General features: G+C 59.3%; 22 protein-coding genes. 16 read left to right on the forward strand and 6 right to left on the reverse strand.

Features of this window, described 5'->3' with window-relative positions:
- The first annotated feature begins 4 nt into the window (after positions 1–4).
- Positions 5–685: a response regulator transcription factor gene (locus B9Z40_RS07880; RefSeq protein WP_100172650.1), complete on the forward strand. Its 681-nt coding sequence runs from the start codon at positions 5–7 to the stop codon at positions 683–685.
- Positions 682–1,245 carry a C40 family peptidase gene (locus B9Z40_RS07885; protein WP_233204827.1) on the forward strand — a complete coding sequence of 188 codons (564 nt, stop codon included), beginning with the start codon at positions 682–684 and terminating at the stop codon, positions 1,243–1,245. Before B9Z40_RS07880 ends, B9Z40_RS07885 begins: the two co-directional genes overlap by 4 nt.
- A gap of 21 nt (positions 1,246–1,266) precedes the next feature.
- On the opposite strand, the gene B9Z40_RS17270 is transcribed toward B9Z40_RS07885, so the two are convergent.
- Positions 1,267–1,404 (reverse strand): hypothetical protein, encoded by a 138-nt coding sequence (locus tag B9Z40_RS17270; protein WP_199172535.1) that lies wholly within the window; start codon positions 1,402–1,404, stop codon positions 1,267–1,269.
- On the opposite strand from B9Z40_RS17270, the gene B9Z40_RS07890 reads away from it, so the two are divergent.
- The 4 genes from B9Z40_RS07890 (at position 1,403) to B9Z40_RS07905 (ending at position 4,879) form a co-directional block, all read left to right on the forward strand.
- The gene (locus B9Z40_RS07890) at positions 1,403–2,575 is read left to right on the forward strand and encodes a murein transglycosylase A (protein WP_233204828.1); all 1,173 of its coding nucleotides are present in this window, start codon (positions 1,403–1,405) and stop codon (positions 2,573–2,575) included. The two genes, B9Z40_RS17270 and B9Z40_RS07890, sit on opposite strands and share 2 nt — an antisense overlap.
- A gap of 5 nt (positions 2,576–2,580) precedes the next feature.
- Complete coding sequence (locus tag B9Z40_RS07895; RefSeq protein ID WP_100172997.1) at positions 2,581–2,862, forward strand: YkgJ family cysteine cluster protein; 282 nt, start codon at positions 2,581–2,583, stop codon at positions 2,860–2,862.
- A gap of 71 nt (positions 2,863–2,933) precedes the next feature.
- Positions 2,934–3,719 (forward strand): class II aldolase/adducin family protein, encoded by a 786-nt coding sequence (locus B9Z40_RS07900; protein WP_100172651.1) that lies wholly within the window; start codon positions 2,934–2,936, stop codon positions 3,717–3,719.
- A gap of 41 nt (positions 3,720–3,760) precedes the next feature.
- On the forward strand, positions 3,761–4,879 hold the full coding sequence (locus B9Z40_RS07905; protein ID WP_100172998.1) for an alkene reductase: 1,119 nt from the start codon (positions 3,761–3,763) through the stop codon (positions 4,877–4,879).
- On the opposite strand, the gene B9Z40_RS07910 is transcribed toward B9Z40_RS07905, so the two are convergent.
- A complete protein-coding gene (locus tag B9Z40_RS07910) occupies positions 4,861–6,264 on the reverse strand; it encodes a sensor histidine kinase (RefSeq protein ID WP_100172652.1) in 1,404 nt (467 codons plus the stop codon). The two genes, B9Z40_RS07905 and B9Z40_RS07910, sit on opposite strands and share 19 nt — an antisense overlap.
- On the reverse strand, positions 6,261–6,953 hold the full coding sequence (locus tag B9Z40_RS07915; protein WP_100172653.1) for a response regulator transcription factor: 693 nt from the start codon (positions 6,951–6,953) through the stop codon (positions 6,261–6,263). The genes B9Z40_RS07910 and B9Z40_RS07915 overlap by 4 nt, the downstream gene beginning before the upstream one ends.
- Before the next feature lie 89 nt (positions 6,954–7,042).
- Here B9Z40_RS07915 and B9Z40_RS07920 point away from each other — a divergent pair, with 89 nt between their 5' ends.
- From B9Z40_RS07920 to B9Z40_RS07930, 3 genes are read left to right on the forward strand one after another with little or no spacing between them, the layout of a single operon-like run.
- Complete coding sequence (locus tag B9Z40_RS07920) at positions 7,043–8,338, forward strand: TolC family protein (RefSeq protein WP_233204829.1); 1,296 nt, start codon at positions 7,043–7,045, stop codon at positions 8,336–8,338.
- A 33-nt stretch (positions 8,339–8,371) separates the two neighbouring features.
- Complete coding sequence (locus B9Z40_RS07925) at positions 8,372–9,532, forward strand: efflux RND transporter periplasmic adaptor subunit (protein WP_100172654.1); 1,161 nt, start codon at positions 8,372–8,374, stop codon at positions 9,530–9,532.
- Positions 9,529–12,606 carry an efflux RND transporter permease subunit gene (locus B9Z40_RS07930; protein WP_100172655.1) on the forward strand — a complete coding sequence of 1,026 codons (3,078 nt, stop codon included), beginning with the start codon at positions 9,529–9,531 and terminating at the stop codon, positions 12,604–12,606. The genes B9Z40_RS07925 and B9Z40_RS07930 overlap by 4 nt, the downstream gene beginning before the upstream one ends.
- 62 nt (positions 12,607–12,668) lie before the next feature.
- Here B9Z40_RS07930 and B9Z40_RS07935 read toward each other — a convergent pair whose 3' ends face one another.
- Positions 12,669–14,882, reverse strand: coding sequence for a cation-translocating P-type ATPase (locus B9Z40_RS07935; RefSeq protein WP_100172656.1), 2,214 nt, complete (start codon positions 14,880–14,882; stop codon positions 12,669–12,671).
- Positions 14,883–14,947: 65 nt separating this feature from the next.
- Between B9Z40_RS07935 and B9Z40_RS07940 the strand changes: the two genes are divergently transcribed.
- The 5 genes from B9Z40_RS07940 (at position 14,948) to minE (ending at position 17,655) form a co-directional block, all read left to right on the forward strand.
- Positions 14,948–15,145: a heavy-metal-associated domain-containing protein gene (locus B9Z40_RS07940; protein WP_100172657.1), complete on the forward strand. Its 198-nt coding sequence runs from the start codon at positions 14,948–14,950 to the stop codon at positions 15,143–15,145.
- Between the two features lie 125 nt (positions 15,146–15,270).
- Complete coding sequence (locus tag B9Z40_RS07945; protein ID WP_100172658.1) at positions 15,271–15,480, forward strand: DUF2788 domain-containing protein; 210 nt, start codon at positions 15,271–15,273, stop codon at positions 15,478–15,480.
- Positions 15,481–15,764: 284 nt separating this feature from the next.
- The gene (gene minC, locus B9Z40_RS07950; RefSeq protein ID WP_100172659.1) at positions 15,765–16,544 is read left to right on the forward strand and encodes a septum site-determining protein MinC; all 780 of its coding nucleotides are present in this window, start codon (positions 15,765–15,767) and stop codon (positions 16,542–16,544) included.
- A 31-nt stretch (positions 16,545–16,575) separates the two neighbouring features.
- Complete coding sequence (gene minD, locus B9Z40_RS07955; protein WP_100172660.1) at positions 16,576–17,391, forward strand: septum site-determining protein MinD; 816 nt, start codon at positions 16,576–16,578, stop codon at positions 17,389–17,391.
- 3 nt (positions 17,392–17,394) lie between these two features.
- A complete protein-coding gene (gene minE, locus B9Z40_RS07960; protein WP_100172661.1) occupies positions 17,395–17,655 on the forward strand; it encodes a cell division topological specificity factor MinE in 261 nt (86 codons plus the stop codon).
- Between the two features lie 72 nt (positions 17,656–17,727).
- On the opposite strand, the gene B9Z40_RS07965 is transcribed toward minE, so the two are convergent.
- Entirely contained in the window at positions 17,728–21,264 is a 3,537-nt protein-coding gene (locus B9Z40_RS07965) for an indolepyruvate ferredoxin oxidoreductase family protein (RefSeq protein ID WP_100172662.1), read from the reverse strand.
- A gap of 111 nt (positions 21,265–21,375) precedes the next feature.
- Positions 21,376–22,341, reverse strand: coding sequence for a tripartite tricarboxylate transporter substrate binding protein (locus B9Z40_RS07970; RefSeq protein ID WP_100172663.1), 966 nt, complete (start codon positions 22,339–22,341; stop codon positions 21,376–21,378).
- A gap of 239 nt (positions 22,342–22,580) precedes the next feature.
- On the opposite strand from B9Z40_RS07970, the gene mnmG reads away from it, so the two are divergent.
- Both mnmG and rsmG read left to right on the forward strand, forming a co-directional pair.
- Complete coding sequence (mnmG, locus tag B9Z40_RS07975; protein ID WP_100172664.1) at positions 22,581–24,563, forward strand: tRNA uridine-5-carboxymethylaminomethyl(34) synthesis enzyme MnmG; 1,983 nt, start codon at positions 22,581–22,583, stop codon at positions 24,561–24,563.
- Positions 24,560–25,216 carry a 16S rRNA (guanine(527)-N(7))-methyltransferase RsmG gene (rsmG, locus tag B9Z40_RS07980; protein WP_100172665.1) on the forward strand — a complete coding sequence of 219 codons (657 nt, stop codon included), beginning with the start codon at positions 24,560–24,562 and terminating at the stop codon, positions 25,214–25,216. Before mnmG ends, rsmG begins: the two co-directional genes overlap by 4 nt.
- The last annotated feature ends 145 nt before the right edge of the window (positions 25,217–25,361 follow it).

Raw genomic sequence — 25,361 nt, forward strand, 5'->3', positions numbered from 1 at the left:
CGCCATGCAACTCCCTTTTGACAGCACGGTCTACATCGTGGACGACGACATCGGCGTGCGCGAAGGCATGGCTTGGTTGCTGCGCACGCGGCGCTTGTTGAGCGAGTCTTATGACAGCGCAGAAGCCTTCTGGGACATGCTGCAAACCACCTTGCCGGGTGAGTCGCCTGCCGGCACGGCTTTACCGCCCCCCCTCAGCATGGCACTGCCCAAACAAGCCGGCTGCATTTTGCTGGATGTGCGCATGCCCGGCATGAGTGGGCTGGCCTTGTTTGAACACCTGCAAACCAGCGGCATCTCGCAAGCCTGGCCCGTGATTTTTTTGACAGGGCATGCCGACGTTCCCACTGCGGTGGACAGCGTCAAACGCGGGGCGTTTGATTTTTGTGAAAAACCCTTTTCAGACAACGCCCTGGTTGACCGGATCGAACAGGCCTTGCTGCTGTCTCAAGAACGCCTGAAGGCCCGCACGCAACAAGCGTTTTTGCAATCGCGCTTGAGCGAGCTGACCGAACGCGAACACGATGTGATGCGCCTGGTGGTCGAGGGTTTGCCCAACAAACTGATCGCCGACCAGCTCGACATCAGTGTGCGCACCGTTGAGGTTCACCGCTCACGCGTGTTTGACAAAATGGAAGTGAAATCGGCTGTTGAATTGGCCAATTTGATGCGGGCCTTGACATGAAGTGGAGCACGGCGCGTTCACCACTTGGCCGCTTCAGCGCCTCAGCGAAGCTTGCTGGCGTGCTCTTGGCCTGGGCCTTGCTCATGTCTGGGTGCTCATCCGTCTCCAAACTGCGCGATGTCGCCCCGCCACCAACGTCCACATCTCCATCTTCACCCTCACCCATCGACACGGCTTACCACCCCAAGCGCAATGACTTGGCCTTGTTCGCCCTGTCCTTGCTCGATACGCCTTACAGCTGGGGCGGGCGTGGCCCGGCCACAGGCTTTGACTGCTCGGGTTTGGTGTCGCATGTGTACCGCGAAGCCGCTGGTTTGCCTGTGCGCGGCAGCTCGGCCGATCTGGGTAAAAAAACCCGACCGGTCGATCCCTCGCGCATCCAACCTGGCGACTTGTTGTTCTTCAACACCTTGGGCGCTCGCCATTCGCATGTGGGCATTTATGTGGGCGATGGCCGCTTTGTGCACGCCAGCAACCCCCGCACGGGCGTCAGGGTTGACCAACTGAACAACCGCTATTACGCGCAACGCTTCGAAGGTGCGGGCACGTTGCTCGACTGAAGTGAATCGTGGGTGTCACGATCAGGGTGCTTTGTCGTCAGGGTCTTTTTGTTCGGCTGGGGGAAGCTCGCCATTTTTGCGCCCTGAAAACATGGTCCACCACACGATGACGACGAACAGCAGCAAGGCCAACAAGGCTTCTAGCAAAATAAGCGCCATGAACAAGTTTCCATTTTGGGGTTACCGCCAGACGGTCTTCAGCGGTTTGATCGCCGCCATTGTAGGCAGCCTCGTGGCGTGTTCGGTCTCCCCGGTGCTGGATGAACCCGAGCCCGCACGGCCATCTGCCACCAACGCCAACGCGTCGCCCGATCTGAGCCAAGGCCCCTTGCCACCCGTCATCACACAAGCCAAAAGCCGTTGGGTCCCGGTGCCTTGGTCCGACTTGCCGGGCTTGGACACCGATGCCCTGCACGAGGCTTGGCCTGCTTGGCTGCAAAGCTGCACGCGTCCGGCCGCAGGATGGGCCGCCCTGTGCCCCGAAATCAGGCAATTGGCCAGCGCCTCTGCGTCCATTCAGCGCCAATGGATTCGGCAAAAGTTGCAGGCTTACCGGGTCGAATCGCCCACACCCGCGGGCAATGGTTTGTTGACCGCCTATTACGAACCCGTTCTGAACGCACAGCGACAAGCACGCGCAGGCTTCAATGTGCCGCTCTATGGTCTGCCCAATCAGCTGAATGCCCGCAAGCCTTGGTACACCCGACAAGAGATGGAAACCCTGCCCGCAGCCCGCGCGGCTTTGCGGGGCAAGGAACTGGTTTACCTGGCCGACCCGGTCGACGCGATGGTGCTGCACATCCAAGGCTCGGGCCTGATCAACGTGACCGAGGCCGACGGCCGTCAGCGCCTGGTGCGTCTGGCGTTTGCGGGCACCAACGACCAACCCTACAAAAGCATCGGCCGCTGGCTGCTGGACCAGCAACTGATCCGCGACGCCTCTTGGCCGGGCATCAAAGCCTGGATCGACCGCAACCCCTCGCGGGTCAACGAGTTGCTGTGGCAAAACCCGCGTGTGGTGTTCTTCAAGGAAGAAGCACTGACTGTGGGCACGGTGCCGCCCGGCCCCAAAGGCGCGCAAGGCGTGCCCCTTACCGCGGGTCGCTCGATCGCGGTGGACCGGGGCAGCATTCCCTACGGCACGCCCGTTTGGCTGAAATCTGAAGGCCCCCAAACCAATTTGGACCGTTTGGTCTTGGCCCAAGACACGGGCACCGCCATCGTGGGTGCCGTGCGGGCCGACTATTACGCAGGCTCTGGGGCCGAAGCGGGTGAGTTGGCCGGACGCGTGAAACAGCCCTTGCAACTGTGGGCGCTGTGGCCACGATGAACCACATGCGTTTGGCTTGTCGCCCCGGCTGCGCCGCTTGCTGCACCGCCCCCTCTATCTCCTCGCCCATTCCCGGCATGCCCCAAGGCAAACCCGCTGGCGTGCCTTGTGTGCAACTCGACGACCAGCTGCGCTGCAAGATTTTTGGGCAACCGGAACGCCCCGCCGTGTGCCGTCAATTGCAGGCCTCGCTCGACATGTGTGGCCCTTCAGACGATCAAGGTGCGTTTGCACGGATTTACCTGACGCGACTTGAAGACCTCACACGGCCAGATGGCCCACACTGAGCCAGTCACCAACACGTCATGGCGTCCGCCAGTTCATGGGTAAGCTGGAATTTTGACCTCGGAGACTCCTCATGGCGTTCAACACTCCATCCCTGAAAGACAGCGTTCACCCCGACGAATGGCAATTGCGCTTGGATTTGGCCGCCTGCTACCGCCTGGTCGCCTTGTACGGCTGGAGCGACTTGGTGTTCACGCACATCAGCGCCAAACTGCCCGAGTCGGTAGCGGGGGATGACCACCAGTTTTTGATCAACCCCTACGGCCTGATGTTCGATGAGATCACCGCGTCCAGCCTGGTGAAAGTCGACATGCAGTGCAACAAGCTGCACGACACGCCATTTCCCGTGAACCCCGCAGGCTTTGTGATCCACAGCGCGGTACACGAAGCGAGGCACGATGCTGGTTGCGTGCTGCACACCCACACGCGTGCCGGGGTGGCGGTGAGCGCACAGTCGCATGGCGTGCTGCCCATCAGCCAGCAAAGCACCTTTGTGCTGGCCTCGCTGGCGTACCACGGCTACGAAGGTGTGGCCATTCGCGACGATGAAAAACTGCGTTTGCAAGCCGATCTGGGCGAAGCCAATTTTCTGATGCTGCGCAACCACGGTCTGCTCACGGTGGGCAAGACAATTGCCGATGCCTTCTTGTCGATGTACACCTTTGAGAACACTTGCCGAATCCAAGTCGACGCGTTGGCGGGTCAGTCTGGCGCGGCAGACCTCACGGCCGTCAACCCCCAAATTGTGACGGGCGTGGCCAATGCCATGCGGGTGCAAACGGGCGGTTTGGGCGGTGCGTTTGTCTGGCCGTCATTGCTCCGCAAGCTGGCGCGCGAGAGCCCCGACTACGCTTTGTGACCTCTTGTCCTGAACCACACCCACACCTTTGAATGGACCCCATGACCTCTTTGTTTGAACCCCGCCAAGTCGGCGCCATGCACCTGGCCTCACGCATCGTGATGGCCCCCCTCACACGCAATCGCGCTCCGGGCTCGCTGGCAAATGCCCGCATGGCTACCTATTACCGCCAACGTGCCAACCCAACCACGGGTGCGGGCCTGATCATCACCGAGGCCACGGCCATCAGCCACCAAGGCCAAGGCTATGCCGATGTGCCCGGCATTTGGAGCGAGGCGCAGGTCGCCTCCTGGAAACAAGTGACCGACGCCGTGCACGCCGAAGGCGGCAAAATCGTGATGCAACTGTGGCATGTGGGCCGCGTCTCACACACCAGCTTGCAACCCGGCGGCGCTGCGCCCGTGGCCCCTTCGGCCATCACCGCCAAAACCAAAACCGTGTTGCTGGTCGATGGTCAAGCCAAGTTCATGGACACCTCAGCGCCCCGCGCGCTGGACGCCTCTGAGCTGCCCGGCATCGTGCAGGACTACCGCCACGCCGCCCGCAATGCGATGGCCGCCGGGTTCGATGGCGTGGAAGTACACGCGGCCAACGGCTACCTGATTGACCAGTTCTTGCGCAGCGGCAGCAACCACCGCAGCGACGCTTACGGCGGCAGCATCGACAACCGCGCCCGCTTTTTGCAAGAAGTGATGCAGGCCGTGGTGGCCGAAATTGGTGGCGATCGCACGGGCATCCGCCTCTCGCCCGTAACGCCCGCCAACGACGCCAGCGACGATGCGCCGCAGCCCCTGTTCACGCATGTCATCAAGGCACTGGCCCCTCTGGGTCTGGCCTTTGTACACGTCATCGAAGGCTCCACAGGCGGCCCGCGCGACCACCAGCAAGGTCCGGCACCGTTTGACTACGCCGCGCTGCACCAAACTTACCGCGCTGCAGGTGGACAAGGCGCCTGGATGGTCAACAACGGCTACGACCTGCCGCTGGCCAACCAAGCCCTGGCCGAAGGTGCCGATCTGGTGGCGTTTGGCCGCCCCTTCATCGCCAACCCCGACCTGGGTGCGCGCCTCCAACAAGGCGGCCCCTTCAACACCGTCGAGCGCGCCACGCTGTATGGCGGCGGCGAAGCCGGTTACCTCGATTACCCGACATTGGGCTGATCGGCAAAAGCCAAACTGACCTTGAGGCCCAGGCCTTCGTCGCCCGCGCCCAGGGTCAGCGTCGCCCCCAAGATGCGGGCGTATTCCGACACGATGGCCAGGCCCAGGCCCGAGCCCTGCTTGAGGGCTTCCCCTGCGCTGCCTTGACCCCAACGGCTGAGCACTCGGGTGCGCTGCGCTTCGGTGATGCCCGGGCCGTTGTCCAGCACCGACAGCACCACCTGCGCGGTCTGCGGGTCATGGCCGATTTCGACCGTGACGTGGCGCTCCAGTGGGGCTTCTGGCAATCCGTATCGCAGCGCGTTGTCGATCAGGTTGTCGAGCACGCCTTCGATCAAAGCGCGTTGCGCCAGCACGACCACAGGGACATCGAGCCCGCGCGCACCGAGGTCCACATCCAGCGCGTCGGCGCGGTGCAGGTGGCGCATCAGCGTGTCGCGCACCACCTCGTCAAGTGCGATGCGCTGCGGCTGCAAAGCTTGTTCGGCTTCTTCGGCCAAAGCCAAGGCCAACAGCTGGTCAACCAAGTGGCTGGCCCGCTCCTGGCTTTGGGCAATGCTGCGCAACTGCTCTTGCCAGACCTTGGGGTCGGACTGAGACAGGGCATAGTCGGCCAGCGCACGCACCCCCGCCAAAGGCGTGCGCAACTCATGGGCCACATTGCCAACAAACTCTCTTTGCGCGCGCACGCTTTGGCCAATGCGCAAAAACAAGTCATTCACCACCTCGGCCAAACGTTGCACATCCCGGGTTCGGTTGGAAACAGCCACGGGCGTCAGGTCGTAGGCGTCGCGCTGCGCCACGGCCTGTTCCAGGTCCATCAGAGGTTGCACATCTTCCTGAATCACACGCCGCAACCACCATGCCAGCCAAATCAAAAGCAACACTTGTGGTGCCACGGAAATGAACAAAAGCTGCTCAAGCAAGCGATCTTGACTGCTGGTTGTCTGGGCCAAGACAACCGTGAATGGCAAAGGATTTTGGCGATCCACCACCACGGAGCGCAATGATCGATTCAGAAAAGTGATTTCAGAAAATTTCGGCAAAGACGATGCACCCTCACGGTCAACCCACAAACCCGGATGACCCGCCAACAAACGCCCATCGGGCAAATAAACAGCAAAGTAAAGCGATTCGTTTTGGTCAAAAAGCAGCGTGCTCATCTCGGTCGCTGTGAGGTCCAAAGTCAAAGCGCCTTGGTCCATACGCACATGGCGGGCCACGGCATAAGCGTCGTCGAGCAAAGCGCGATCGAACGCCTGTTGCGTGAAATAGCGGGAGACACCCAAAGCCAAACAAGTGCCCAGCAACCAAGTGACGGCCAAGGGCACGATCACATGTCGCAACAAGCGCGCGCGCAAAGAACGGGGAGGGGCCTTGTTCATGGCCGCTCTTCTTCCATGAGATAGCCAATGCCGCGCAAAGTCCTGATCGACGCGCCTGAATGGAGCAGTTTTTTGCGCAACCGCGAAATGAAGGCTTCCAGTGCGTTGTCGGCCAGCGCGCCGTCAAAGTCCGAGAGTTTGTTGGACAGGTCTTTTTTGCTCAAGGTGCGGCCTGGGGGGGTCATGAGCTCCCAAAGCACTTCAAGCTCTCGGGCGGGCAGCACCAGCTCTTCGGCGGCCACCAGCACGCGGCGGCCTTTGCGGTCGAGCACCAACTGGCCCACCTGGGTCTGATCGTCCGTGCCCTGACTGCGGCGCACCAGCGCGCGCAAGCGGGCCTCGACTTCGGCCAAGTCAAAGGGTTTGCCCAGGTAATCGTCAGCACCAGCGTCCAGCCCGGCGATGCGCTCGTCGGTGCGGTTGCGCGCGGTCAGCACCAGCACCGGGGTTTTGTCGCCCTTGGCACGCATCTCGCGCAACAAAGTGAGGCCACTGCCCATGTCAGCGCTTTGGCGGTCGGCCAAGGGCAGGTTCAGGTCCAGCAGCACGGCGTCAAACGCCTGCACGCGCCACAGGTGAACGGCAGTGGCCAGGTCGGACGCCGGGTCCACCCGATGGCCGGCATCGGCCAAACTGCGCAGCATGACCGCTTGCAACACCGGATCGTCTTCCACCAAAAGAATGCGCATGCCCCTGAAACCCCTGTCAGACCCTGCTCGTCACCCCCGAGACACCCTGAGTCAGGTGTTGGTCAGGCCGCATCGCAGATAAACAAGTCATGAGCATACGACACTTGTTTTTGACGGCCGCCCTCATGGGCACGGCCACCCCATGGATGGCCACGGCCGCCCACGCAGCAGACACGCTGGCGGCACCGTCTGCCGTACGCTTGGAGCAGGTGCTGCAAGCGGCCCGCCAGAACCCCGACGTCACGGCGGCACAGCGTGCAGCAGACGCCGCCCGGGCAGACGTGCTGGCGGCCGACCGCGCGCCTGCGCCCACGCTGTCGGCGGGCGTCTCGTCCATCGACCTACAAAACGGTGTGGGTGGCGGCTCGTTCTGGACCAAAAAACGCCTGGACAAATCACTGGGTCTGGACTGGACCTGGGAGCGCGGCAACAAACGCGCCCTGCGCACCGAGGTGGCCGAGCGCAGCGCGCGTGCGGCTCAGGCCGACGGCACAGACATGACCGTCATTCAGCAGATCGGGGCACAAAACGCGTTCTATGACCTGCTGGCAGCGCAGCGCCGCCTGCAAACCGTGCAGGGCATCGCCCAAAGCGCCCAACAACTCGCCGACACCGCGGGCCGCCGCTTCAAAGCTGGCGACCTGTCGGCGCAAGAGGCAGCACGCACACGCATCGAAGCTGAGCGCGCCCGCGCCGACGTGCACAGCGCCCAGCTGGAACAACAACAAGCCACGCAAGCTTTGTCGATCTGGACCGGACAGAAACCACCTGTCGGCGGGTGGACGGCGGAAGGCGACTGGCCGGCCAACAACGCCCTGGCCGCAGGAACCGAGGCCACCATCGACGCCTTGGTCGAACAGCGCCCCGATGTACTGGCAGCGCGCGAACGTGTGGCCGCAGCCCAGGCCGCCTTACAAGCGGCGCAGGCCCTGCGCAGCACAGACCCCAGCATCGGCGCGTCCTTCGACCATTACCCAGGCACATCCACCCGTTTGCTCGCACTGCGCATTTCGGTGCCGCTCGCGGGCAGCCAGCGTTTTGATGGCGAAATTGGCCGCGCATTGGCACAAGAACAACAAAGCCAGGACCTGCTGCAAAAAACCCGCCTGCAAGCGCACAGCGAACTGATGGCCCTGATGCAGGGTTGGCAGGCCAGCGCCGGGCGCGTGAAAATTTACGAGGAACTGATCGTCCCGCAAGCCACACAAGTCGCTGCGCAGGCCGAGCTGGCTTACAGCAAAGGGGGGCTGACTTTGACCGACTTGCTCGATGCGCGCCGCACCCTCAAGTCCACACAACTCGAAGCCTTGGCCGTGCGCAGCGAACACGCCAAAGCCCTGGGCACCTGGCAATTGCGCAGCGCCAGCGACACCACAAAACCCTGATGCCTGCAGCCCATCGCACACCTTGAGCACAACATGTCTTTGAAAAAAATCCCCACCCTGATCGCCATCATGAGTTTGGTGGCCCTTGCCGCCTGCCAGGACAAAGCCGAGCCCGTGGCGGCAACGCCCCTGCCCATCATCCAGAACAACCAACTGCGCTACCCCGCAGGGCACCCGCAACTGCCTTTGTTGGTCAGCACGCCCGCTGTGGAAGCCAAAGCCCTCACGGTCGAATTGCCTGCCCGTTTGGTCTGGAACGAAGAAAAAACCCAGCGCATTTACCCCGCGTTTGCGGGCCGAGTCACCCACATCACCGCCGATGTCGGGCAAGCGGTTGGCGCAGGCCAGGTGCTGGGACAACTGGCCTCACCAGAATTCGGTTCAGCACAGGCCGACACCTCGCGCGCGCAAGCGGACGCGACACTGGCTCGCCAGGCCCTGCAACGTCAGCGCGAACTGTTTGAAGCCGGTGTGGTGGCCCGCAAAGACCTTGAGCAAGCCGAAGCCGATGCCGCACGCGCCCAAGCCGAGGTGGCCAGAGCCCAAGCGCGCACCAGCCTGTACGGCAGTGCCTCAGGCGTGAACCAGCAGCTGGGCCTGCGCAGCGACATGCGTGGCGTGGTCGTCGAGCGCAACCTGAATCCAGGCCAAGAAGTCCGCCCAGACGGGGCCGGCCAACCGATTTTTGTGGTGTCTGACCCCAGCAGTTTGTGGGTACAAATCGATGCACAAGAAGCCGATCTGAAAGATTTGCGTTTGGGCGCCAAAGTCAGCTTGCTGTTGGCCCACTTGCCCGATCAAAAGTTCGAGGCGGTTGTGCAAGCGATCACCGACCAAATCGACCCCACCACTCGAACCATCAAGGTCCGCGCCCTCGTGAACAACCCTCAACGCCTGTTGAAAAACGAAATGCTGGCCAAAGTGCGTTACGACCGCAAAGTTGGCGAAAGCCTCGAGGTGCCTGCCACGGCGGTGTTCCTGCGTGGCAACAAACATTATGTTTTTGTAGAAAGCCAGCCAGGTGTGTTCGAGTCGCGTGATGTGACCGTGTCATACGGGGGCGCCAAACAGGTTTTGATCAGCGAAGGTCTCAAGCCTGGTGATCTGGTCGTCAGCCAAAACGGTTTGCTTTTGGCGCGTGAATTGCTGATTGCGCAGGAAACCGCCAAGGTGGCGACACAGGCCAAACCATGAAAAAGCTCATCCATTACGCACTGCACCAGCCTCTGTTCATCATGCTGGGCACGCTGTTGTTTGTGATGGCAGGTGTCATCGCTTTCAAAAATCTCTCGGTCGAAGCCTTTCCCGATGTCACGGACACACAAGTGACGGTGATCTCGCTCTACCCTGGTCGTGCGGCAGAAGAAGTCGAGAAACAAGTGTCGTTGCCCATCGAGGTGGCGCTGGCGGGCCTGCCCAACTCGATTCGGGTGTTTTCGCACACCCAGTTTGGTTTGTCTTTCACGGTCGTCACTTACAACGACAACGCCGATGTGAACATTGCCCGCCAGCAAGTCAACGAGCGCTTGCGAGGCGTCTCCCTGCCCCCGGGTGTGGAAGCGAACATTGCACCCAACGCCACGCCTGTGGGCGAAATCATGCGTTACCGATTGCGCGGCGACGGTCAGTCCACCACGGAACTGCGCACCTTGCAAGACTGGGTGGTTGAGCGCGCCTTGCGCCAAGTCCCCGGTGTGGCGGATGTGGTCGCCATGGGCGGCTTTATCAAGCAATACGAAGTTCAACCGGACATGGAAAAACTCCGTGCTCACAAATTGACACTTCAGAACTTGCTGGAGGCGCTGGGGCGCGGCAATGCCAACGCGGGCGGCAGTTACGTTGCACAAGGTCTGCAGCAATTTGCCATTCGCGGGATTGGTCTTTTGCGCTCGCCCGAAGAAATCGGTCAAGTGGTGGTTGCCACGCGCAACGCCACACCCATTTTGGTGCGGGATGTGGCCAGCGTACAAATAGGCGCTGTGCCGCGCCTGGGCGTTGTGGGTCAGGACATGGACAACGATGTGGTCACAGGCATCGTCATCATGCGCAAAGGTGAAAACCCAAGCGTGGTGCTCAAGGGCGTCAAGGAAAAACTCCTGGAACTGAACGAGCGCAGGCTGCCCAAGGGCGTGCAAGTCGTGCCGTTTTATGACCGCACTTGGCTGATGAACAAAACGCTGACCACGGTCTTTAAAAATTTGATCGAAGGCGCGCTGCTGGTCTCCCTGGTCCTTTATGTTTTTTTATCCAACCTGCGTGCCAGTTTGGCCGTGGTGGTGTTGATTCCGCTGGCTTTACTGTCCACATTCATGGGGCTCAAAATCATGGGGGTCCCGGCGAACCTGCTGGCCTTGGGCGCGATTGATTTCGGCATCATTGTGGATGGCGCGGTGATCGTGGTCGAGAACATCATGCACCGCTTGGCGCAGCGGGGTGAGGGCATGACCGACAAGGAGCGCAAAGCGCTCGTCATCGAGGCCACCAACGAGGTCGGCCGTCCCACCTTGTTCTCCATGCTGATCATCATTGCCGCACACATCCCGATTTTTGCGCTGCAGCGCCATGAAGGCCGCATCTTCCAGCCCATGGCCCTGTCGGTGACCGCGGCATTGATTGGTGCGCTGATTTTCTCGCTCACCCTTGTGCCTTTGCTGGCTTATTGGATGCTGCGAAAAAATCTGCCCCATGGTGACAACCGGGTTGTGGCCAAAGCCAAAGCCATTTACCGTCCTGCGCTGGAATGGGCACTTGACCACCGTCGCAAGGTGGTGGCCATCGCCATTGGCTGCTTTGTTCTGTCTATGGGCGTGGCATCGCGTTTAGGTTCAGAGTTTCTGCCCGAACTCAACGAAGGCACGATTTGGGTGAACCTGCGTTTGCCCTCCAGCGTCTCCAACGACGAGGCCTCCCGCATCTTGCGGCAAGTGCGCCAGGCCCTGATGACCATCCCCGAGGTGCAGACCACGGTGTCCAAAGCCGGACAACCCGAAGATGGCACAGACCCCAAGACCATCAGCATGGCCGAAGTGTTTGTGGGCATCAAACCCCAAGAGCAGTGGCGCGAAGGTCTGACCCGCGAAAAGCTGATCGACGAAATGGACCAGGCCGTCACGGCGCTGCCCGGTATGGAGCCCACTTTTTCGCAACCTATCCGCGACAACGTGCTCGAATCGATTTCTCAAATCGACGGTCAAATCGTGATCAAAATCGCCGGGGATGACCTAGAGCAACTCAAGCAAACCGCCGAAGCCATCGAGCGCGAGGTCAAACAGGTCAAAGGCGTGAGCCGGGCCGAAATCGACCGCAAGGGCGAATTGCCTCAACTGCTGATCAACATCCAACGCGAGCAAGCCGCACGTTACGGTCTGAACGTGAGCGATGTCCAAGACGTGATCGAAGCCGCACTGGCGGGCAAAGGTGCGACCACGTTGTGGGACGGTGAGCGGCGTTTTGACGTGACTGTTCGCTTGCCCAAAGAGCGCCGCAGCATCTCCGAGCTTGCGGCCATTCCCATTCCACGGCCCGACGGCGGTTATGTGAACCTTGGCGCTGTGAGCACCATTGAGGAAACCAGTGGGGCAATGAACATTGCCCGCGAGCTGGGCCAGCGCACGATGGCGATTGGCATTTTCATCAAAGGCCGCGACATGGGTTCCGTGGTGGCCGACATGAAAGAGCGCATCAACTCCAACGTCAAGATTCCCGAAAACTACAACGTCAAATGGTCCGGTGAGTTTGAAAACCAAGAGCGCGCCATGCAACGCTTGTCGGTGGTGGTGCCGATCTCGCTGCTGCTGATTTTTGTGCTGCTGTTTGATGCTTTCAGCTCCTTGAAAGCGGCAACGCTGATTTTGCTCAACGTGCCGCTCGCGCTCATTGGTGGTTTTGTCGCGCTCTGGATCTTCAACATTCCCTTGTCGGTGTCGGCCGCCATCGGCTTCATTGCCTTGTCAGGGCAAGCTGTGCTCAACGGGGTGGTGATGCTGACGGTGTTCCAGCAGCTGCAAAACAGGGGTTATTCCGTGATCGAGGCCGTCAAAGAGGGGGCACAACAACGCCTGCGCACCGTGCTGATGACGGCCATGCTGGCCGCCCTGGGCTTGCTGCCCATGGCCCTGAGCCACGACATTGGCTCAGAAACGCAGCGGCCACTGGCCATCGTGGTCATCGGTGGCTTGATCACCGCCACGTTGCTGACCTTGGTGGTGTTGCCCGTGCTTTACGCTTCTTGGTTCGCCAAGACGCCCGTCCCTCAAGAAGCAGACTAAACCCTTTGCCATCGCCAACAGACATTGGGCGTCTCGTCTTGTGAACGCCTTTCCTTGTTGCCTCAGTCCTTGGGTTTCCAACGCTTGAGCAGCAAGGCATTGGCCATCACGCTGACCGAGCTGAGCGCCATGGCGGCGCCCGCCATCATGGGGTTGAGGTAGCCCAAGGCGGCCAAAGGAATACCCGCTACGTTGTAGGCAAAAGCCCAAAACAGGTTCTGCCGGATCTTGGCCACGGTGCGCGCCGAAATGTCGAGCGCTGCTCCCACCAGTGCCACATCACCGCGCATCAGGGTGATGCCCGCCGCGTGCATGGCCACGTCGGTGCCATTGCCCATGGCCATGCCCACGTCGGCGGCAGCCAGCGCGGGCGCGTCGTTCACGCCGTCGCCCACCATGGCCACGACCTGGCCACCCGCACGCAGTTTTTGTACCTGTTCCGACTTGTCGCCGGGCAGCACATCGGCCAGCACCTCACCGGCTTCGGGGCGCAGGCCCAGGCGGCGTGCCATGGCCTCGGCAGCGGCTTGGTTGTCACCCGAAATCATCACCAGCTTGAGGCCACGATCGCGCAGTGCCGTCAAAGCTTGTGCCGCGCCCACTTTGGGCTCGTCGCCAAAACCCATGAGCAGGAGGGGCTGCAAACCCACATCGGTGCGCTCGGCCAAAGCCGATAGGCTCGCGCCTTGCGCATGCAAAGCATCGATGTCTGTTTGCCAAACGCCAATGTCCAACCCTTCTTCTTGCAGCCAACGCAAACTGCCCAGTAACAGTTGCCTGTCGTCTACCTTGGCCAGCACACCTTTGCCGGGTACCGCTTGCAAGTCTTGCGCGGTGGGGCCTGTCAGGCCCTGCTTTTCTGCGGCGCTCACCACCGCACGCGCTAAGGGGTGTTCGCTGCCGCTTTGCACGCGTGCGGCCAAGGCCAAAATTGTTGTTGCCTCGTGGCCGGACGCGGGCACAAGGGCCAGCAAGCGCGGTTGGCCCACGGTGAGGGTGCCGGTTTTGTCAAAGGCCACGGTTTGCACGCGGTGCGCCAGCTCCAGTGCTTGCACGTCTTTGATCAAAATGCCATGTTTGGCCGCTACGCCTGTGCCCGCCATGATGGCCACTGGGGTGGCCAAACCCAAGGCACAGGGGCACGCAATCACCAGCACCGCCACCCCGTGAATGAGCGCGGTTTCAAAGCTGGCCCCCAGTGCCATCCAGGTGCCTAAAGTGAGCAGGGCAACCAACAGGACCACCGGCACAAAGACCTCGGCCACTTTATCGACCAAGCGTTGAATGGGCGCTTTGCCAGCTTGAGCGTCTTCCACCAAACGGATGATGTGCGATAGCACAGTTTCGCGTCCGACGGCCGTGACGCGCATGACGACGCGCCCTTCGCCATTGATTGATCCTCCAGTCAAGGCCGCGCCGGGTGCTTTGCTCACCGGCAAAGGCTCGCCTGTCAGCATGGACTCATCGACTTGGGTTTGCCCCTCCAACAGTTCACCATCGAGTGGAAAGCGCTCCCCGGGGCGCACCACAATTTGGTCGCCCACCAAAATTTCGTCCACGGGCACATCGACCTCGCCGTCTTCGCCCAGCCAATGTGCTTTGTCTGGACGCAAGGCGTGCAAAGCGCGAATGGCCTCGGTGGTTTGGCGCTTGGCACGCGTCTCCAGCCATTTGCCCAACATCACCAGGGTGATGACCACGGCCGAACCTTCAAAGTACAGGTGGGGGGTGTGGCCTGCGTGCGCTGTGAGCCACAGCCAAACCGACAAAGCCCAACCTGCCGTGGTGCCCAAAGACACCAGCAAATCCATGTTGCCTGTGAGTGCCTTGAGGGCGTGCCAACCGGCCTTGTAAAAGCGAGCACCCAGAACAAATTGCACGGGCGTGGCCAAGGCAAATTGCAACCAGGCGGGCAGCATCCAGTGCAGTCCCCATATCTCACCCAACATGGGCAGCACCAAGGGCGTGGTCAACAGCAAGCCCATGCCCACGGGCATGAAGCCTTTCCAGGCCGAGTCACGTCCTGTTTCAAACTGCGCTTCGGGTGTTCGGGGCTCGTACCCCGCATCGCGCACAGCGCGTCGCAAACGCGCATCGGTCACTTCTGCAGAAGTCACTTGGATGCGGGCAGATTCGGTGGCCAAGTTGACCGTGGCGCTCAAAACGCCCGGCATTTTTTTCAGGGCTTTCTCAACCCGCGCCACACATGACGCGCAGGTCATGCCACCAATACCAATGTCGTAAATGATGGGGGGTTCGGTTTTGATCTGTGTCATAGCATGAAGCCCTGGTTGGTCTATGCTTTGACTGAACCCATAAGGGTCTTTTGAAAGGATGTCAGATGAACCATATTTTCACTGTTGAAGGCATGACCTGCGGGCATTGCGAAAAAGCGGTCACCAAAGCATTGGTGGCCTTGGATCTTCAGGCCAAGGTGGTGATCGATCGCCTCCAAAACAAAGTACAAGTCGATTCAGAAAAAGACCGTCACGTTTTGGCCCAAGCCATCACTGAAGAAGGTTACCGGGTCTCAGAGTGATGCCCTTTCAACAAGGGTTGACGCTCGACATGCTCGGACGCTGATGTGAATGGTCCATCTGTTGCCATATTTCTGGTTTGACCCATGTCAACCGTTTGCAAGCCAATGAGGGGTAAGTTGTGACCATGTTTGGATTCAACGAAGAACAATTTGCCCGGTTTGGTCTGACCGTCGGCATTGGGCTTTTCATGCTTTACATGCTTTTCATTGTTGGGCAATTGGCTTGGGCTTCAAAAGCTGGCAAGTTCGGAACTTTTGTCATTTTTCTGGGTTTGGCTTTTGGGATGTTGGGCTTTGTGGCCAAAGGGCTCATTCAGTGGCTGATCGGTGTCTAAAAATTTCTGGGACAAAGCTGTGGACAGATTCCATGGAAAAGACAAGTTATCCACAGCTTGGTCTGTCTTTTTAAAGTTGTTCATTTTGTCGTGACACCAAAAAACCAGAGTCACACACATCCTTAAAAGCAAGGTAAGTCCATGTCAGTGCTCAATAAAACCGACTTGTACACAGAAAAGCGCTCCCCTTACTACTACGACTATTTAAAGATATAAAACTATAGAGAGATAGCAAAGAAGAAGTGCGCTGTTAAGATTTGCGTCTTTCCATCCCAGACTGCACCATGGCGATCGTTTCAGAAGACCCTTCTCAACCCTGTTACGACATCAAAAGCGCTGATTTGTCCTTGCTGGCTTTGGTGCTCAAAACCACCGACATTCAAGCTGTTTCGTTCGCTTTAAAGCAACAAATGGCCGAAACCCCTGGGTTTTTTGACCAAGATCCGGTGGTGGTAGATGTGACTGCTTTGGGTCTTGAGCCCGACCAAATGCTCGATTTGGAAGCGCTGTTGTCTGTTTTGCGTGAACACCAATTTGTGCCTTTGGCCATCAAAGGGGCCCAGGAGGCGCTCTTGGTGAAAGCCAAGGGATTGGGCTTGGTCGATGCTTCAGATGCCCGCATTCGGCGTTCTGTGCTGGTTGAAGAGGCATCTCCAGCAGCAGCAGCGCCTCGCGAACCTGTGCCAGCTGTTTCTCCGCCTCCCATGGCTGCGCCTTTGGGGGCCATGGTCGTTGACAAACCCTTGCGATCGGGTCAGCAGGTGTATGCCAAAGGCCGGGATTTGATTGTTCTGGCCATGGTCAACGCAGGTGCTGAGGTGATTGCCGATGGGCACATCCATGTTTATGGTGCTTTGCGTGGCAAAGCCATTGCGGGTGCCCGCGGCAACACACAGGCTCAAATTTTTGCCCAGGTGATGGAGCCCGAATTGATTTCCATCGCAGGTGTTTACCGCACCAGCGAAAATGCCTTGCCCAAAGAAGTACTGGGTCAAGTGGCTCAGGTGAGTTTGCAATCTGGCCCCGATGGGGACAAATTGCTGATCACCCCCCTTAAGTCTTAATTTTTTCAATCGAGTCCAAGAAAGTTTCTCCATGGCAAAAATCGTTGTTGTGACCTCTGGCAAAGGCGGCGTGGGCAAAACCACGACCAGCGCCAGTTTCGCCACTGGCCTGGCACTCAGGGGTTTTAAAACCGCTGTCATTGACTTTGATGTGGGTCTGCGCAACCTGGACCTGATCATGGGCTGTGAGCGCCGAGTGGTGTATGACCTGATCAATGTGATCCAGGGCGAAGCCAACTTGAACCAAGCCCTCATCAAAGACAAACAATGCGACAACCTGTTTGTGTTGGCCGCCTCGCAAACCCGTGACAAAGATGCTTTGTCTCAAGAAGGTGTCGAAAAGGTTTTGAACGACCTGAGCGGCATGGGTTTTGAGTACATCGTTTGTGACTCGCCTGCAGGCATCGAGACAGGTGCTTTGATGGCCATGCACTTTGCCGACGAAGCCTTGGTGGTGACCAACCCTGAGGTGTCTTCGGTGCGTGACTCAGACCGTATTTTGGGCATGTTGGGCAGCAAAACCAAACGCGCCATCGAAGGCTTGGACCCGATCAAAGAGCACCTCTTGATCACCCGTTACAACCCCAACCGGGTTGAAGAAGGTCAGATGCTGTCGCTGCAAGACATTCAGGACATTTTGCGCATCAAGCTGCTGGGTGTGATTCCTGAAAGCGAAAACGTGTTGCAGGCGTCCAACCAAGGCACCCCTGCGATCCACATGGCCAACAGCGATGTGTCTGAAGCCTACAAAGACGTGATCGATCGCTTCTTGGGTGAAGACAAGCCGATGCGCTTCATTGAAGCTGAAAAACCCGGTTTCTTCAAACGTTTGTTTGGAGGCAAGTGAACCATGTCGTTTCTTTCCTTCCTCCTGGGCGAAAAGAAGAAAACCGCCAGTGTGGCCAAAGAGCGCCTGCAAATCATCTTGGCGCACGAGCGCAGTGGCCGCAATGCCGCTGAGCCCGATTACCTGCCCGATTTGCAACGTGAGTTGGTGGCGGTGATCAGCAAGTACATCAAGATCAACCCCAACGACATCAAAGTCAATTTGGAGCGTCAAGACAATTTGGAAGTGCTGGAAGTTAAGATCGAGTTGCCCGACGCACGCTGATCTTTTTTCTACCAAATCCCACATGAACCATCGCCTTGAAAAAGGCGATGGTTTTTTTATGGTGCCCTTGTGTTACTGGGCGCTCAGTGAGGCCCACAAAGCGCGTGCTGCACGGACGTTGCGTTCTTTGACGTGGCCAAAACCCTTGATGTTTTCAGGCACACGCGCCACGCTCACCGCATGGGCGTGTGAATCGGCGGTCAAGTTGTCCAGCACGACATCGATGTGCGCCATGTATTCCCGAATCAAGGCACGCTCGGTTTGACGTTCTTCGGTTTTGCCAAAGTAATCGAGTTTGGTGCCGCGCAAGCCTTTGAATTTGGCCAAGATTTTGAAACCGGTCAACATGATGGGGCCAAACTTGCGTTTGACCAATTCGCCTTGGCTGTTGTGCTTGGCCCAAAGGGGCGGGGCCAAGTGGTAGTGCACCTTGAAGTCGCCTTCAAAGCTGTTCTGAATGCGTTCCATGAAGCCCGTTTGTGTGTGCAGGCGGGCCACTTCGTATTCGTCTTTGTAGGCCATCAAGCGGTACAACTGACGCGCCACGGTGTCGCTGAGCAAGGTTTTGCCCAGAGGGGCTTCGGTGGCTTGAACACGGGCCACAATGCTTTGGTAAAGCTGTGCGTACGTCGCGTCTTGGTAGTCGGTCAAACGGGCTGTGCGGTCTGCAATCAGCTCATCCAAGTTGTCACGCTTTTTGAACTGGATCACTTGTGCAGGTTGCATTTGGGCCATCAATGCAGGCATTTGGTGCGCGGCGTGGCGTCCCCACTCAAAAGCGGCCAGGTTGTTCTTGACCTGCACGTCGTTGAGCTCGATGGCCCGCACCAAAGATTCACGGTGCAAGGGCACCCAACCCTTTTGCCAGGCGTAACCCAAGATCATGGGGTTCACATAAATCGTGTCGCCCATCAGTTGTTTGGCCAGCATGTCGGCATCAAAAGCGCCCACCGCTTCTGCACCCACTTGGGCTGAAATTTCAGCCACGCATTGCTCGGCTGGGTTTTGCCAGTTGCCGTTTTTCACAAAAGCGGCAGTGGGTGTGCTGTTGCTGTTCAAAGCCACATGCGTGCGACCTGGCCGCATGCGCAAGGTGGTTTCTTTGGAAGCGCTGACGATGGGGTCGCAGCCCATGATCAGATCAGCGGCCGCCATGCTCACACGGGTGGTGCGAATTTCGTCTTGGGTGTTGGCCACCAAGATGTGGCTCCAAGTTGCGCCGCCTTTTTGCGCCAAGCCTGCCGAGTCTTGCGTGACGATGCCTTTGCCTTCCATGTGCGCGGCCATGCCCAGCAACTGGCCGATGGTGATGACACCCGTGCCACCCACACCCGCCACCACCATGCCCCAGGGTTGGTCGATGATGGGCAGTTTTGGCTCAGGCAAAGCACCCAGCATGGGTGGGTTCAAGGCAGGCGTGCTGGACGTGGCTTTCTTTTTGAACGTGCCGCCTTCCACGGTGACAAAGCTGGGGCAAAAGCCTTTGAGGCAGCTGGTGTCTTTGTTGCAAGTGCTTTGGTTGATGGTGCGCTTGCGTCCCAAAGGCGTTTCAAGAGGTTCGACCGACAGGCAATTGGACTGCACGCCACAGTCACCACAACCTTCACACACCTCTTCGTTGATCATCACACGCACGGCAGGGTCGACCATGGTGCCGCGCTTGCGGCGGCGGCGTTTTTCGGTGGCACAGGTCTGGTCGTAAATGATGACGGTGGTGCCTTTGATCTCTCGCATTTCGCGCTGAATGCGGTCGAGCTCATCACGGTGGAACACGCGTACGCCTTCGGCCAAGGCCACGCCCTCGTATTTCTCAGGTTCGTCGGTGACCACCACGATGCGCTGCGCACCTTCGGCCTTCATGCTCATGGCGATCTGCACCACGCTGTGGCCCTCAGACCGTTCGCCGATGGCTTGGCCGCCCGTCATGGCGACGGCATCGTTGTACAAAATTTTGTAGGTGATGTTCACACCCGAAGCCACGCTCTGGCGCACCGCCAAAATGCCGCTGTGGAAATAAGTGCCGTCGCCAATGTTGGCAAAAATGTGCTGGTCGGTGCAGAAGGGTTGCTGGCCTGTCCATGGCACGCCCTCGCCACCCATCTGGGTGAAGCCCGTCGTGCTGCGGTCCATCCAAAGGCTCATGAAGTGGCAACCAATGCCGGCCATGGCGCGCGAGCCTTCGGGCACCTTGGTGGAGGTGTTGTGCGGGCAACCTGAACAGAACCATGGGGTGCGGTCAGCGGCGGCACCCAAGGTCAAGGTTTGCAGGGAGGTTTCTTTGGCGTCCAGAACAGCCAAGTGGGCATCGATGCGGGCGGTGGTATCCGCGTCGACACCCAGTTTTTTCAAACGCTTGGCAATGGCCCGCGCAATGATGGCCGGTGTCAGATCGGCGTTGGCCCGCAGCAAAGTGCGTTCGGTCGGGTTGGTCGTTGACCACTCGCCGCCCGAGGTGTCGCCATCGGCTTCGTCGAACTTGCCCACGATGGTGGGACGGACATCGTCGCGCCAGTTGTACAACTCTTCTTTGAGTTGGTATTCGATGACCTGGCGTTTTTCTTCGACCACCAAAATCTCGCGCAGGCCGGTGGCAAACTCGCGGGTGGTGTGCGCTTCGAGGGGCCACACCACGGCCACTTTGTGCACCCGTATGCCCAAGCGTTGGCAGGTGGCGTCGTCCAGGCCCAAATCGAGCAAAGCTTGGCGTGTGTCGTTGTAAGCCTTGCCGCTGGCGATCAGGCCGAATCGGTCGTTGGGTCCCTGAATAACGTTGTGGTTGAGCTTGTTGGCACGGATGTAGGCGAGTGCCGCATACCACTTGTAATCGAACAAACGCGCTTCTTGTTCGAGCGCGGTGTCGGGCCAGCGGATGTGCACGCCACCGGGCGGCATGACGAATTCAGGCAGCACGATTTGCACGCGCTCGGGGTCGATGTGCGCGGTGGCACTCGACTCGACGATTTCCTGGATCGTCTTCATGCCCGACCAGATGCCTGCAAAGCGGCTCAGGGCCAAGGCGTGCAAGCCTTGGTCCAGGATGTCTTGCACGCTGGCCGGGAAAAACACCGGCAGGCCGCAAGCCTTGAAGATGTGGTCGCTCTGGTGCGCAGCGGTGGAGCTTTTGGCCACATGGTCATCGCCCGCCACAGCCAGCACGCCACCCCAAGGGGTGGTGCCCGCCATGTTGGCGTGTTTGAAAACATCGGAGCAACGGTCCACGCCGGGGCCTTTGCCGTACCAGATGCCGAACACGCCATCAAACTTGTTGGTGCCGGGCGGCGCAAAACCCAGTTGCTGCGTGCCCCACAAAGCGGTGGCGGCCAGCTCTTCGTTGACGCCGGGTTGGAACACGATGTGCTGGGCCTTGAGATGGTCTTTGGCCTTCCACAATGATTGGTCGTAACTGCCCAAGGGTGAACCCCGGTAACCGCTGATGAAGCCCGCTGTGTTTTTGCCTTGCAAGGCATCGCGTTGGCGCTGCAACATGGGCAGCTTGACTAAAGCTTGCACGCCACTCATGAAGGCGCGTCCGACATCGAGGCTGTATTTGTCGTCCAGCGTCACCGTCTCAAGTGCTTGGCGAATCGCGTCGGGCAAAGGGGCGTTCATGTTGCGTGTCCTGCTTTGGATGAATAAGTCGCAGTGTAGGGGCGTGTTGTCCAGAGGCGCTAGCTTTGGGAGACAGAATTTTTAAGCGTGAGGCTTGTGGTGACGTGCCCCTCAGTCCACCCGGGCACCCGATTCTTTGACGATGCGAGACCAGCGCACCAAATCGTCCCGAACGACGCTTGCCAGTTGGGCAGAGGTGCCTTTGAAAGGCTCGCAACCCAGGGTGGCCAAACGGTCTTTGGCTTCGGCACTGTCCAAGGCCTTGGCCACTTCGTTTTGCACAAACTGAACCAGCTCTTTGGGGGTGCCGGCAGGGGCAAACATGCCATACCAAGGTGTGGCACCAAAACCTTTGACGGTTTCGCCGATCGTGGGTGCATCGGGCAAGGCCAAGACGCGCTTTTCATTGACGACCCCCAGCACTTTGAGCTTGCCCGCACGGACAAAAGCGATCGAGGAAGGCATGCTTTGGACCGACAAGGGCACTTGACCGCTGACCACATCGGTGGCCGCGGCAGCTGCGCCTTTGTAGGGAATGTGCTGAAGTTTGATGTCGGTGGCTTTTTGCAGCATTTCGCCAATCAGGTGGTTCAGTGTGCCGTTGCCCGCTGAGGCAATTTCAAACTTGCCCGGATTGGCTTTGGCCAAGGCGATCAGCTCGGCCATGTTGTTGGCCGGAAAACTGGGGTTGGCCACCAACACATAACCCGCACGGGCCAGGGGGGCCACAGGTTCGAAATCTTTGACCGGGTCAAAGCCTGCACGCTGGTACAAAAACGGATTGATGACTTGTGCGCTGTCGGCGGTGATCATCAGGGTGTAGCCATCGGGCTTGGCCTTGGCGGCGGCCACCGTGCCCACATTGCCGCCTGCACCCACGCGGTTTTCAATGACAAAGGACTGCCCGGTTTGCTCGGTGAGTTTTTGAGCCACCACCCGGGCGATGGCGTCGTTGGCACCACCGGCCGCTTGGGGCACGATGATGGTGACGGGTTTACTGGGGTATTTGTCTTGGGCGTGCACCGCAGTGCACCAAGAAAGGCACATCAGCAAAACCGCTGGGATGAACTTGCGCATGGTGTTGACTTTCTTCGTATATAAAAGGGGTTTTGAGCCGAAGGGCCGGTGAACTTTGGTCATGATCGATAAAGAGCCGCGCCTTGTCAATCACGCACGGCAAGCCCTTGGGCCCTCAGCGCAGCAGTGCAACAGGCGGCCCCTGCCTGTAAAATAAGCAGATTCAGCCGACCCCGTGGCAGGGCGGCCCACAGCGCAGGCCGCGCCATTTTTTGGCCTTTTTCCGAGGCGGAATTTTCATGCTTTACCCTCAAGAATTTGATGTGATCGTGGTCGGCGGCGGCCATGCCGGAACCGAAGCGGCTTTGGCCTCAGCCCGCATGGGCTGCAAAACGCTTTTGCTCAGCCACAACATCGAGACGCTGGGGCAGATGAGTTGCAACCCGTCCATTGGCGGCATTGGCAAAGGCCACTTGGTCAAAGAGGTGGACGCGATGGGTGGCGCCATGGCGCTGGCCACCGACGAAGGCGGCATCCAGTTCCGCATCCTCAACAGCTCCAAAGGCCCGGCCGTGCGTGCCACCCGCGCCCAGGCCGACCGCATTTTGTACAAAGCCGCGATCCGCCGCATGCTGGAGAACCAGCCCAACCTGTGGCTGTTTCAGCAGGCGGTGGACGACCTCATGGTCGAGGGCGATCGTGTAGTGGGCGCGGTCACGCAGGTGGGCATTCGTTTCCGTTCGCGGACCGTGGTGCTGACGGCGGGCACTTTCCTCGATGGCAAGATCCATGTGGGTTTGCAGAACTATTCGGCGGGCAGGGCGGGTGATCCGCCTGCGGTCAGTTTGTCGGCGCGCCTGAAAGAACTCAAGCTGCCGCAAGGCCGTTTGAAAACCGGCACGCCCCCGCGCCTGGATGGCCGGACCATCGACTTTTCCAAGTGCACCGAGCAACCCGGTGACGGTATGCCCGGCGGCATGACCCCGGACGGTGGGGTGCCGGTGTTCAGTCTCATGGGCAACGCGGCCATGCACCCCGAGCAAATGCCGTGCTGGATCACGCATACCAACGAGCGCACGCACGACATCATCCGCTCCGGCTTTGACCGCAGCCCGATGTTCACCGGCAAGATCGAGGGCGTGGGCCCGCGTTATTGCCCGAGTGTGGAAGACAAGATCAACCGCTTTGCCGACAAGGACAGCCACCAGATTTTTCTGGAGCCCGAAGGCCTGACGACACACGAGTATTACCCCAACGGCATCTCGACCAGCTTGCCGTTTGACATCCAGTATGACTTGGTGCGCTCGATGAAAGGCTTGGAAAACTGCCACATCTTGCGCCCCGGCTACGCCATCGAATACGACTTTTTTGACCCCCGCTCACTGAAGAACAGCTTTGAGACGCGCCAGATCAACGGCTTGTTCTTTGCGGGCCAGATCAACGGCACCACCGGTTACGAAGAGGCCGCCGCCCAGGGTTTGTTTGCTGGCATCAATGCCGCGCTGCAATGCCGGGGCGAAGCCGCCTGGTTGCCTGCGCGTGACCAAGCTTATTTGGGCGTGTTGGTCGACGACTTGGTCACACAAGGCGTGACCGAGCCTTACCGTATGTTCACCAGCCGCGCCGAATTCCGCTTGCAGCTGCGCGAAGACAATGCCGACGCGCGACTGACCGAAGTCGGCCGCCAGATGGGCTTGGTCGACGATGCCCGCTGGGATACCTTCAGCCGCAAACGGGATGCTGTTTCACGTGAAACAGAGCGCTTGAAGTCGGTTTGGGTGAACCCACGCAACTTGCCTGCTGAAGAGTCGCTGCGGGTTTTGGGTAAGGCCATTGAGCACGAGCACAACCTGTTTGATCTGTTGCGAAGACCGAATGTGAGTTACCCGGCGCTGATGACGCTCGATGGTGGCCGCATGGCCAGCACCGATGTTTCACGTGAAACGCTGGGCGACTTGAGCGAGTCGGTCATTGAGCAGGTTGAGATTGCTGCCAAGTATTCTGGTTACATCGACCGTCAAAAAGGCGAGGTGGAGAGGGCGGCTTTTTACGAGCACCTGCGTTTGCCCGAAAACTTGGACTACCTGCAGGTCTCAGCTTTGTCGATTGAGGCTCGCCAGAAGTTGGCCAAACACCGGCCCGAAACTTTGGGCCAAGCCTCGCGCATTTCGGGCATCACGCCCGCCAGTGTGTCGTTGCTGTTGATTCACTTGAAAAAGGGTGGGTTCAAAGGCTTCATGCAAACCGCCGATGACCGGGTTGAGGCGGGCGTACAGGCATGAGTTTGAATTTGGAAGCCGGACTGCGTGCGGGCGTGCAGGCTTTGGGCCTGAGCCTGACGGACGAACAAATCCAGCGCCTGCTCGACTATGTGGCGCTCATTCAGAAGTGGAACAAGGTCTACAACCTGACGGCGCTTCGCGATCCTGCTGACATGTTGACGCACCATCTGCTGGACAGCTTGACGGCGGTGGCACCTTTGACTCGGCACACAAAGGGTCAACCCATTCGTGTTCTGGATGTGGGTTCGGGCGGCGGCCTGCCGGGCGTGGTGTTGGCCATTTGCATGCCCGAGTTGAATGTGAGCTGTGTGGACACGGTGGCCAAAAAAGCCGCGTTTGTCCAGCAAGTGGCCGTCAGCCTGAAGCTGCCCAATTTGCGCGGCATCCATGCGCGGGTCGAATCCTTGGCGGATCCGTACGCAGTGATCTGCTCCCGCGCCTTTGCGTCTTTGCCCGACTTTGTGACCTGGTCGCGCTCGGCGCTTGCCGAAGGTGGGGTTTGGATGGCCATGAAGGGCAAACATCCGCAAGACGAAATCGATGCTTTGCCAGCAGACGTCAAAGTGTTTCACGTGGAACCATTGACGGTGCCGGGTCTGGATGTGGAGCGCTGCATGGTTTGGATGATGCCTGAGGACAGCAGTCTGAGCTGAACGCAGACGGGTCGTCTTTCTTTGGTTTGTGCGAGCATTGCGCCCAATTGAAATTCGCCCGCAGGGGTGGGCCCCCACAAAACACCCATGTCCTTGGGGCTGTGAGTGGCTGTTTCACGTGAAACAAGACGACTTGTTTTGACGT

This window comes from Limnohabitans sp. 15K, assembly GCF_002778285.1.
Lineage (GTDB): Bacteria > Pseudomonadota > Gammaproteobacteria > Burkholderiales > Burkholderiaceae_C > Limnohabitans_A.

What these genes read in the sequence shown, in the direction of transcription:
- B9Z40_RS07880 (WP_100172650.1), top strand. Translation starts at nt 5, where the DNA reads ATGCAACTCCCTTTTGACAGCACGGTCTACATCGTGGACGACGACATC.
- B9Z40_RS07885 (WP_233204827.1), top strand. Translation starts at nt 682, where the DNA reads ATGAAGTGGAGCACGGCGCGTTCACCACTTGGCCGCTTCAGCGCCTCA.
- B9Z40_RS07890 (WP_233204828.1), top strand. Translation starts at nt 1,403, where the DNA reads ATGAACAAGTTTCCATTTTGGGGTTACCGCCAGACGGTCTTCAGCGGT.
- B9Z40_RS17270 (WP_199172535.1), bottom strand. Translation starts at nt 1,404, where the DNA reads ATGGCGCTTATTTTGCTAGAAGCCTTGTTGGCCTTGCTGCTGTTCGTC.
- B9Z40_RS07895 (WP_100172997.1), top strand. Translation starts at nt 2,581, where the DNA reads ATGCGTTTGGCTTGTCGCCCCGGCTGCGCCGCTTGCTGCACCGCCCCC.
- B9Z40_RS07900 (WP_100172651.1), top strand. Translation starts at nt 2,934, where the DNA reads ATGGCGTTCAACACTCCATCCCTGAAAGACAGCGTTCACCCCGACGAA.
- B9Z40_RS07905 (WP_100172998.1), top strand. Translation starts at nt 3,761, where the DNA reads ATGACCTCTTTGTTTGAACCCCGCCAAGTCGGCGCCATGCACCTGGCC.
- B9Z40_RS07910 (WP_100172652.1), bottom strand. Translation starts at nt 6,264, where the DNA reads ATGAACAAGGCCCCTCCCCGTTCTTTGCGCGCGCGCTTGTTGCGACAT.
- B9Z40_RS07915 (WP_100172653.1), bottom strand. Translation starts at nt 6,953, where the DNA reads ATGCGCATTCTTTTGGTGGAAGACGATCCGGTGTTGCAAGCGGTCATG.
- B9Z40_RS07920 (WP_233204829.1), top strand. Translation starts at nt 7,043, where the DNA reads ATGAGCATACGACACTTGTTTTTGACGGCCGCCCTCATGGGCACGGCC.
- B9Z40_RS07925 (WP_100172654.1), top strand. Translation starts at nt 8,372, where the DNA reads ATGTCTTTGAAAAAAATCCCCACCCTGATCGCCATCATGAGTTTGGTG.
- B9Z40_RS07930 (WP_100172655.1), top strand. Translation starts at nt 9,529, where the DNA reads ATGAAAAAGCTCATCCATTACGCACTGCACCAGCCTCTGTTCATCATG.
- B9Z40_RS07935 (WP_100172656.1), bottom strand. Translation starts at nt 14,882, where the DNA reads ATGACACAGATCAAAACCGAACCCCCCATCATTTACGACATTGGTATT.
- B9Z40_RS07940 (WP_100172657.1), top strand. Translation starts at nt 14,948, where the DNA reads ATGAACCATATTTTCACTGTTGAAGGCATGACCTGCGGGCATTGCGAA.
- B9Z40_RS07945 (WP_100172658.1), top strand. Translation starts at nt 15,271, where the DNA reads ATGTTTGGATTCAACGAAGAACAATTTGCCCGGTTTGGTCTGACCGTC.
- minC (WP_100172659.1), top strand. Translation starts at nt 15,765, where the DNA reads ATGGCGATCGTTTCAGAAGACCCTTCTCAACCCTGTTACGACATCAAA.
- minD (WP_100172660.1), top strand. Translation starts at nt 16,576, where the DNA reads ATGGCAAAAATCGTTGTTGTGACCTCTGGCAAAGGCGGCGTGGGCAAA.
- minE (WP_100172661.1), top strand. Translation starts at nt 17,395, where the DNA reads ATGTCGTTTCTTTCCTTCCTCCTGGGCGAAAAGAAGAAAACCGCCAGT.
- B9Z40_RS07965 (WP_100172662.1), bottom strand. Translation starts at nt 21,264, where the DNA reads ATGAACGCCCCTTTGCCCGACGCGATTCGCCAAGCACTTGAGACGGTG.
- B9Z40_RS07970 (WP_100172663.1), bottom strand. Translation starts at nt 22,341, where the DNA reads ATGCGCAAGTTCATCCCAGCGGTTTTGCTGATGTGCCTTTCTTGGTGC.
- mnmG (WP_100172664.1), top strand. Translation starts at nt 22,581, where the DNA reads ATGCTTTACCCTCAAGAATTTGATGTGATCGTGGTCGGCGGCGGCCAT.
- rsmG (WP_100172665.1), top strand. Translation starts at nt 24,560, where the DNA reads ATGAGTTTGAATTTGGAAGCCGGACTGCGTGCGGGCGTGCAGGCTTTG.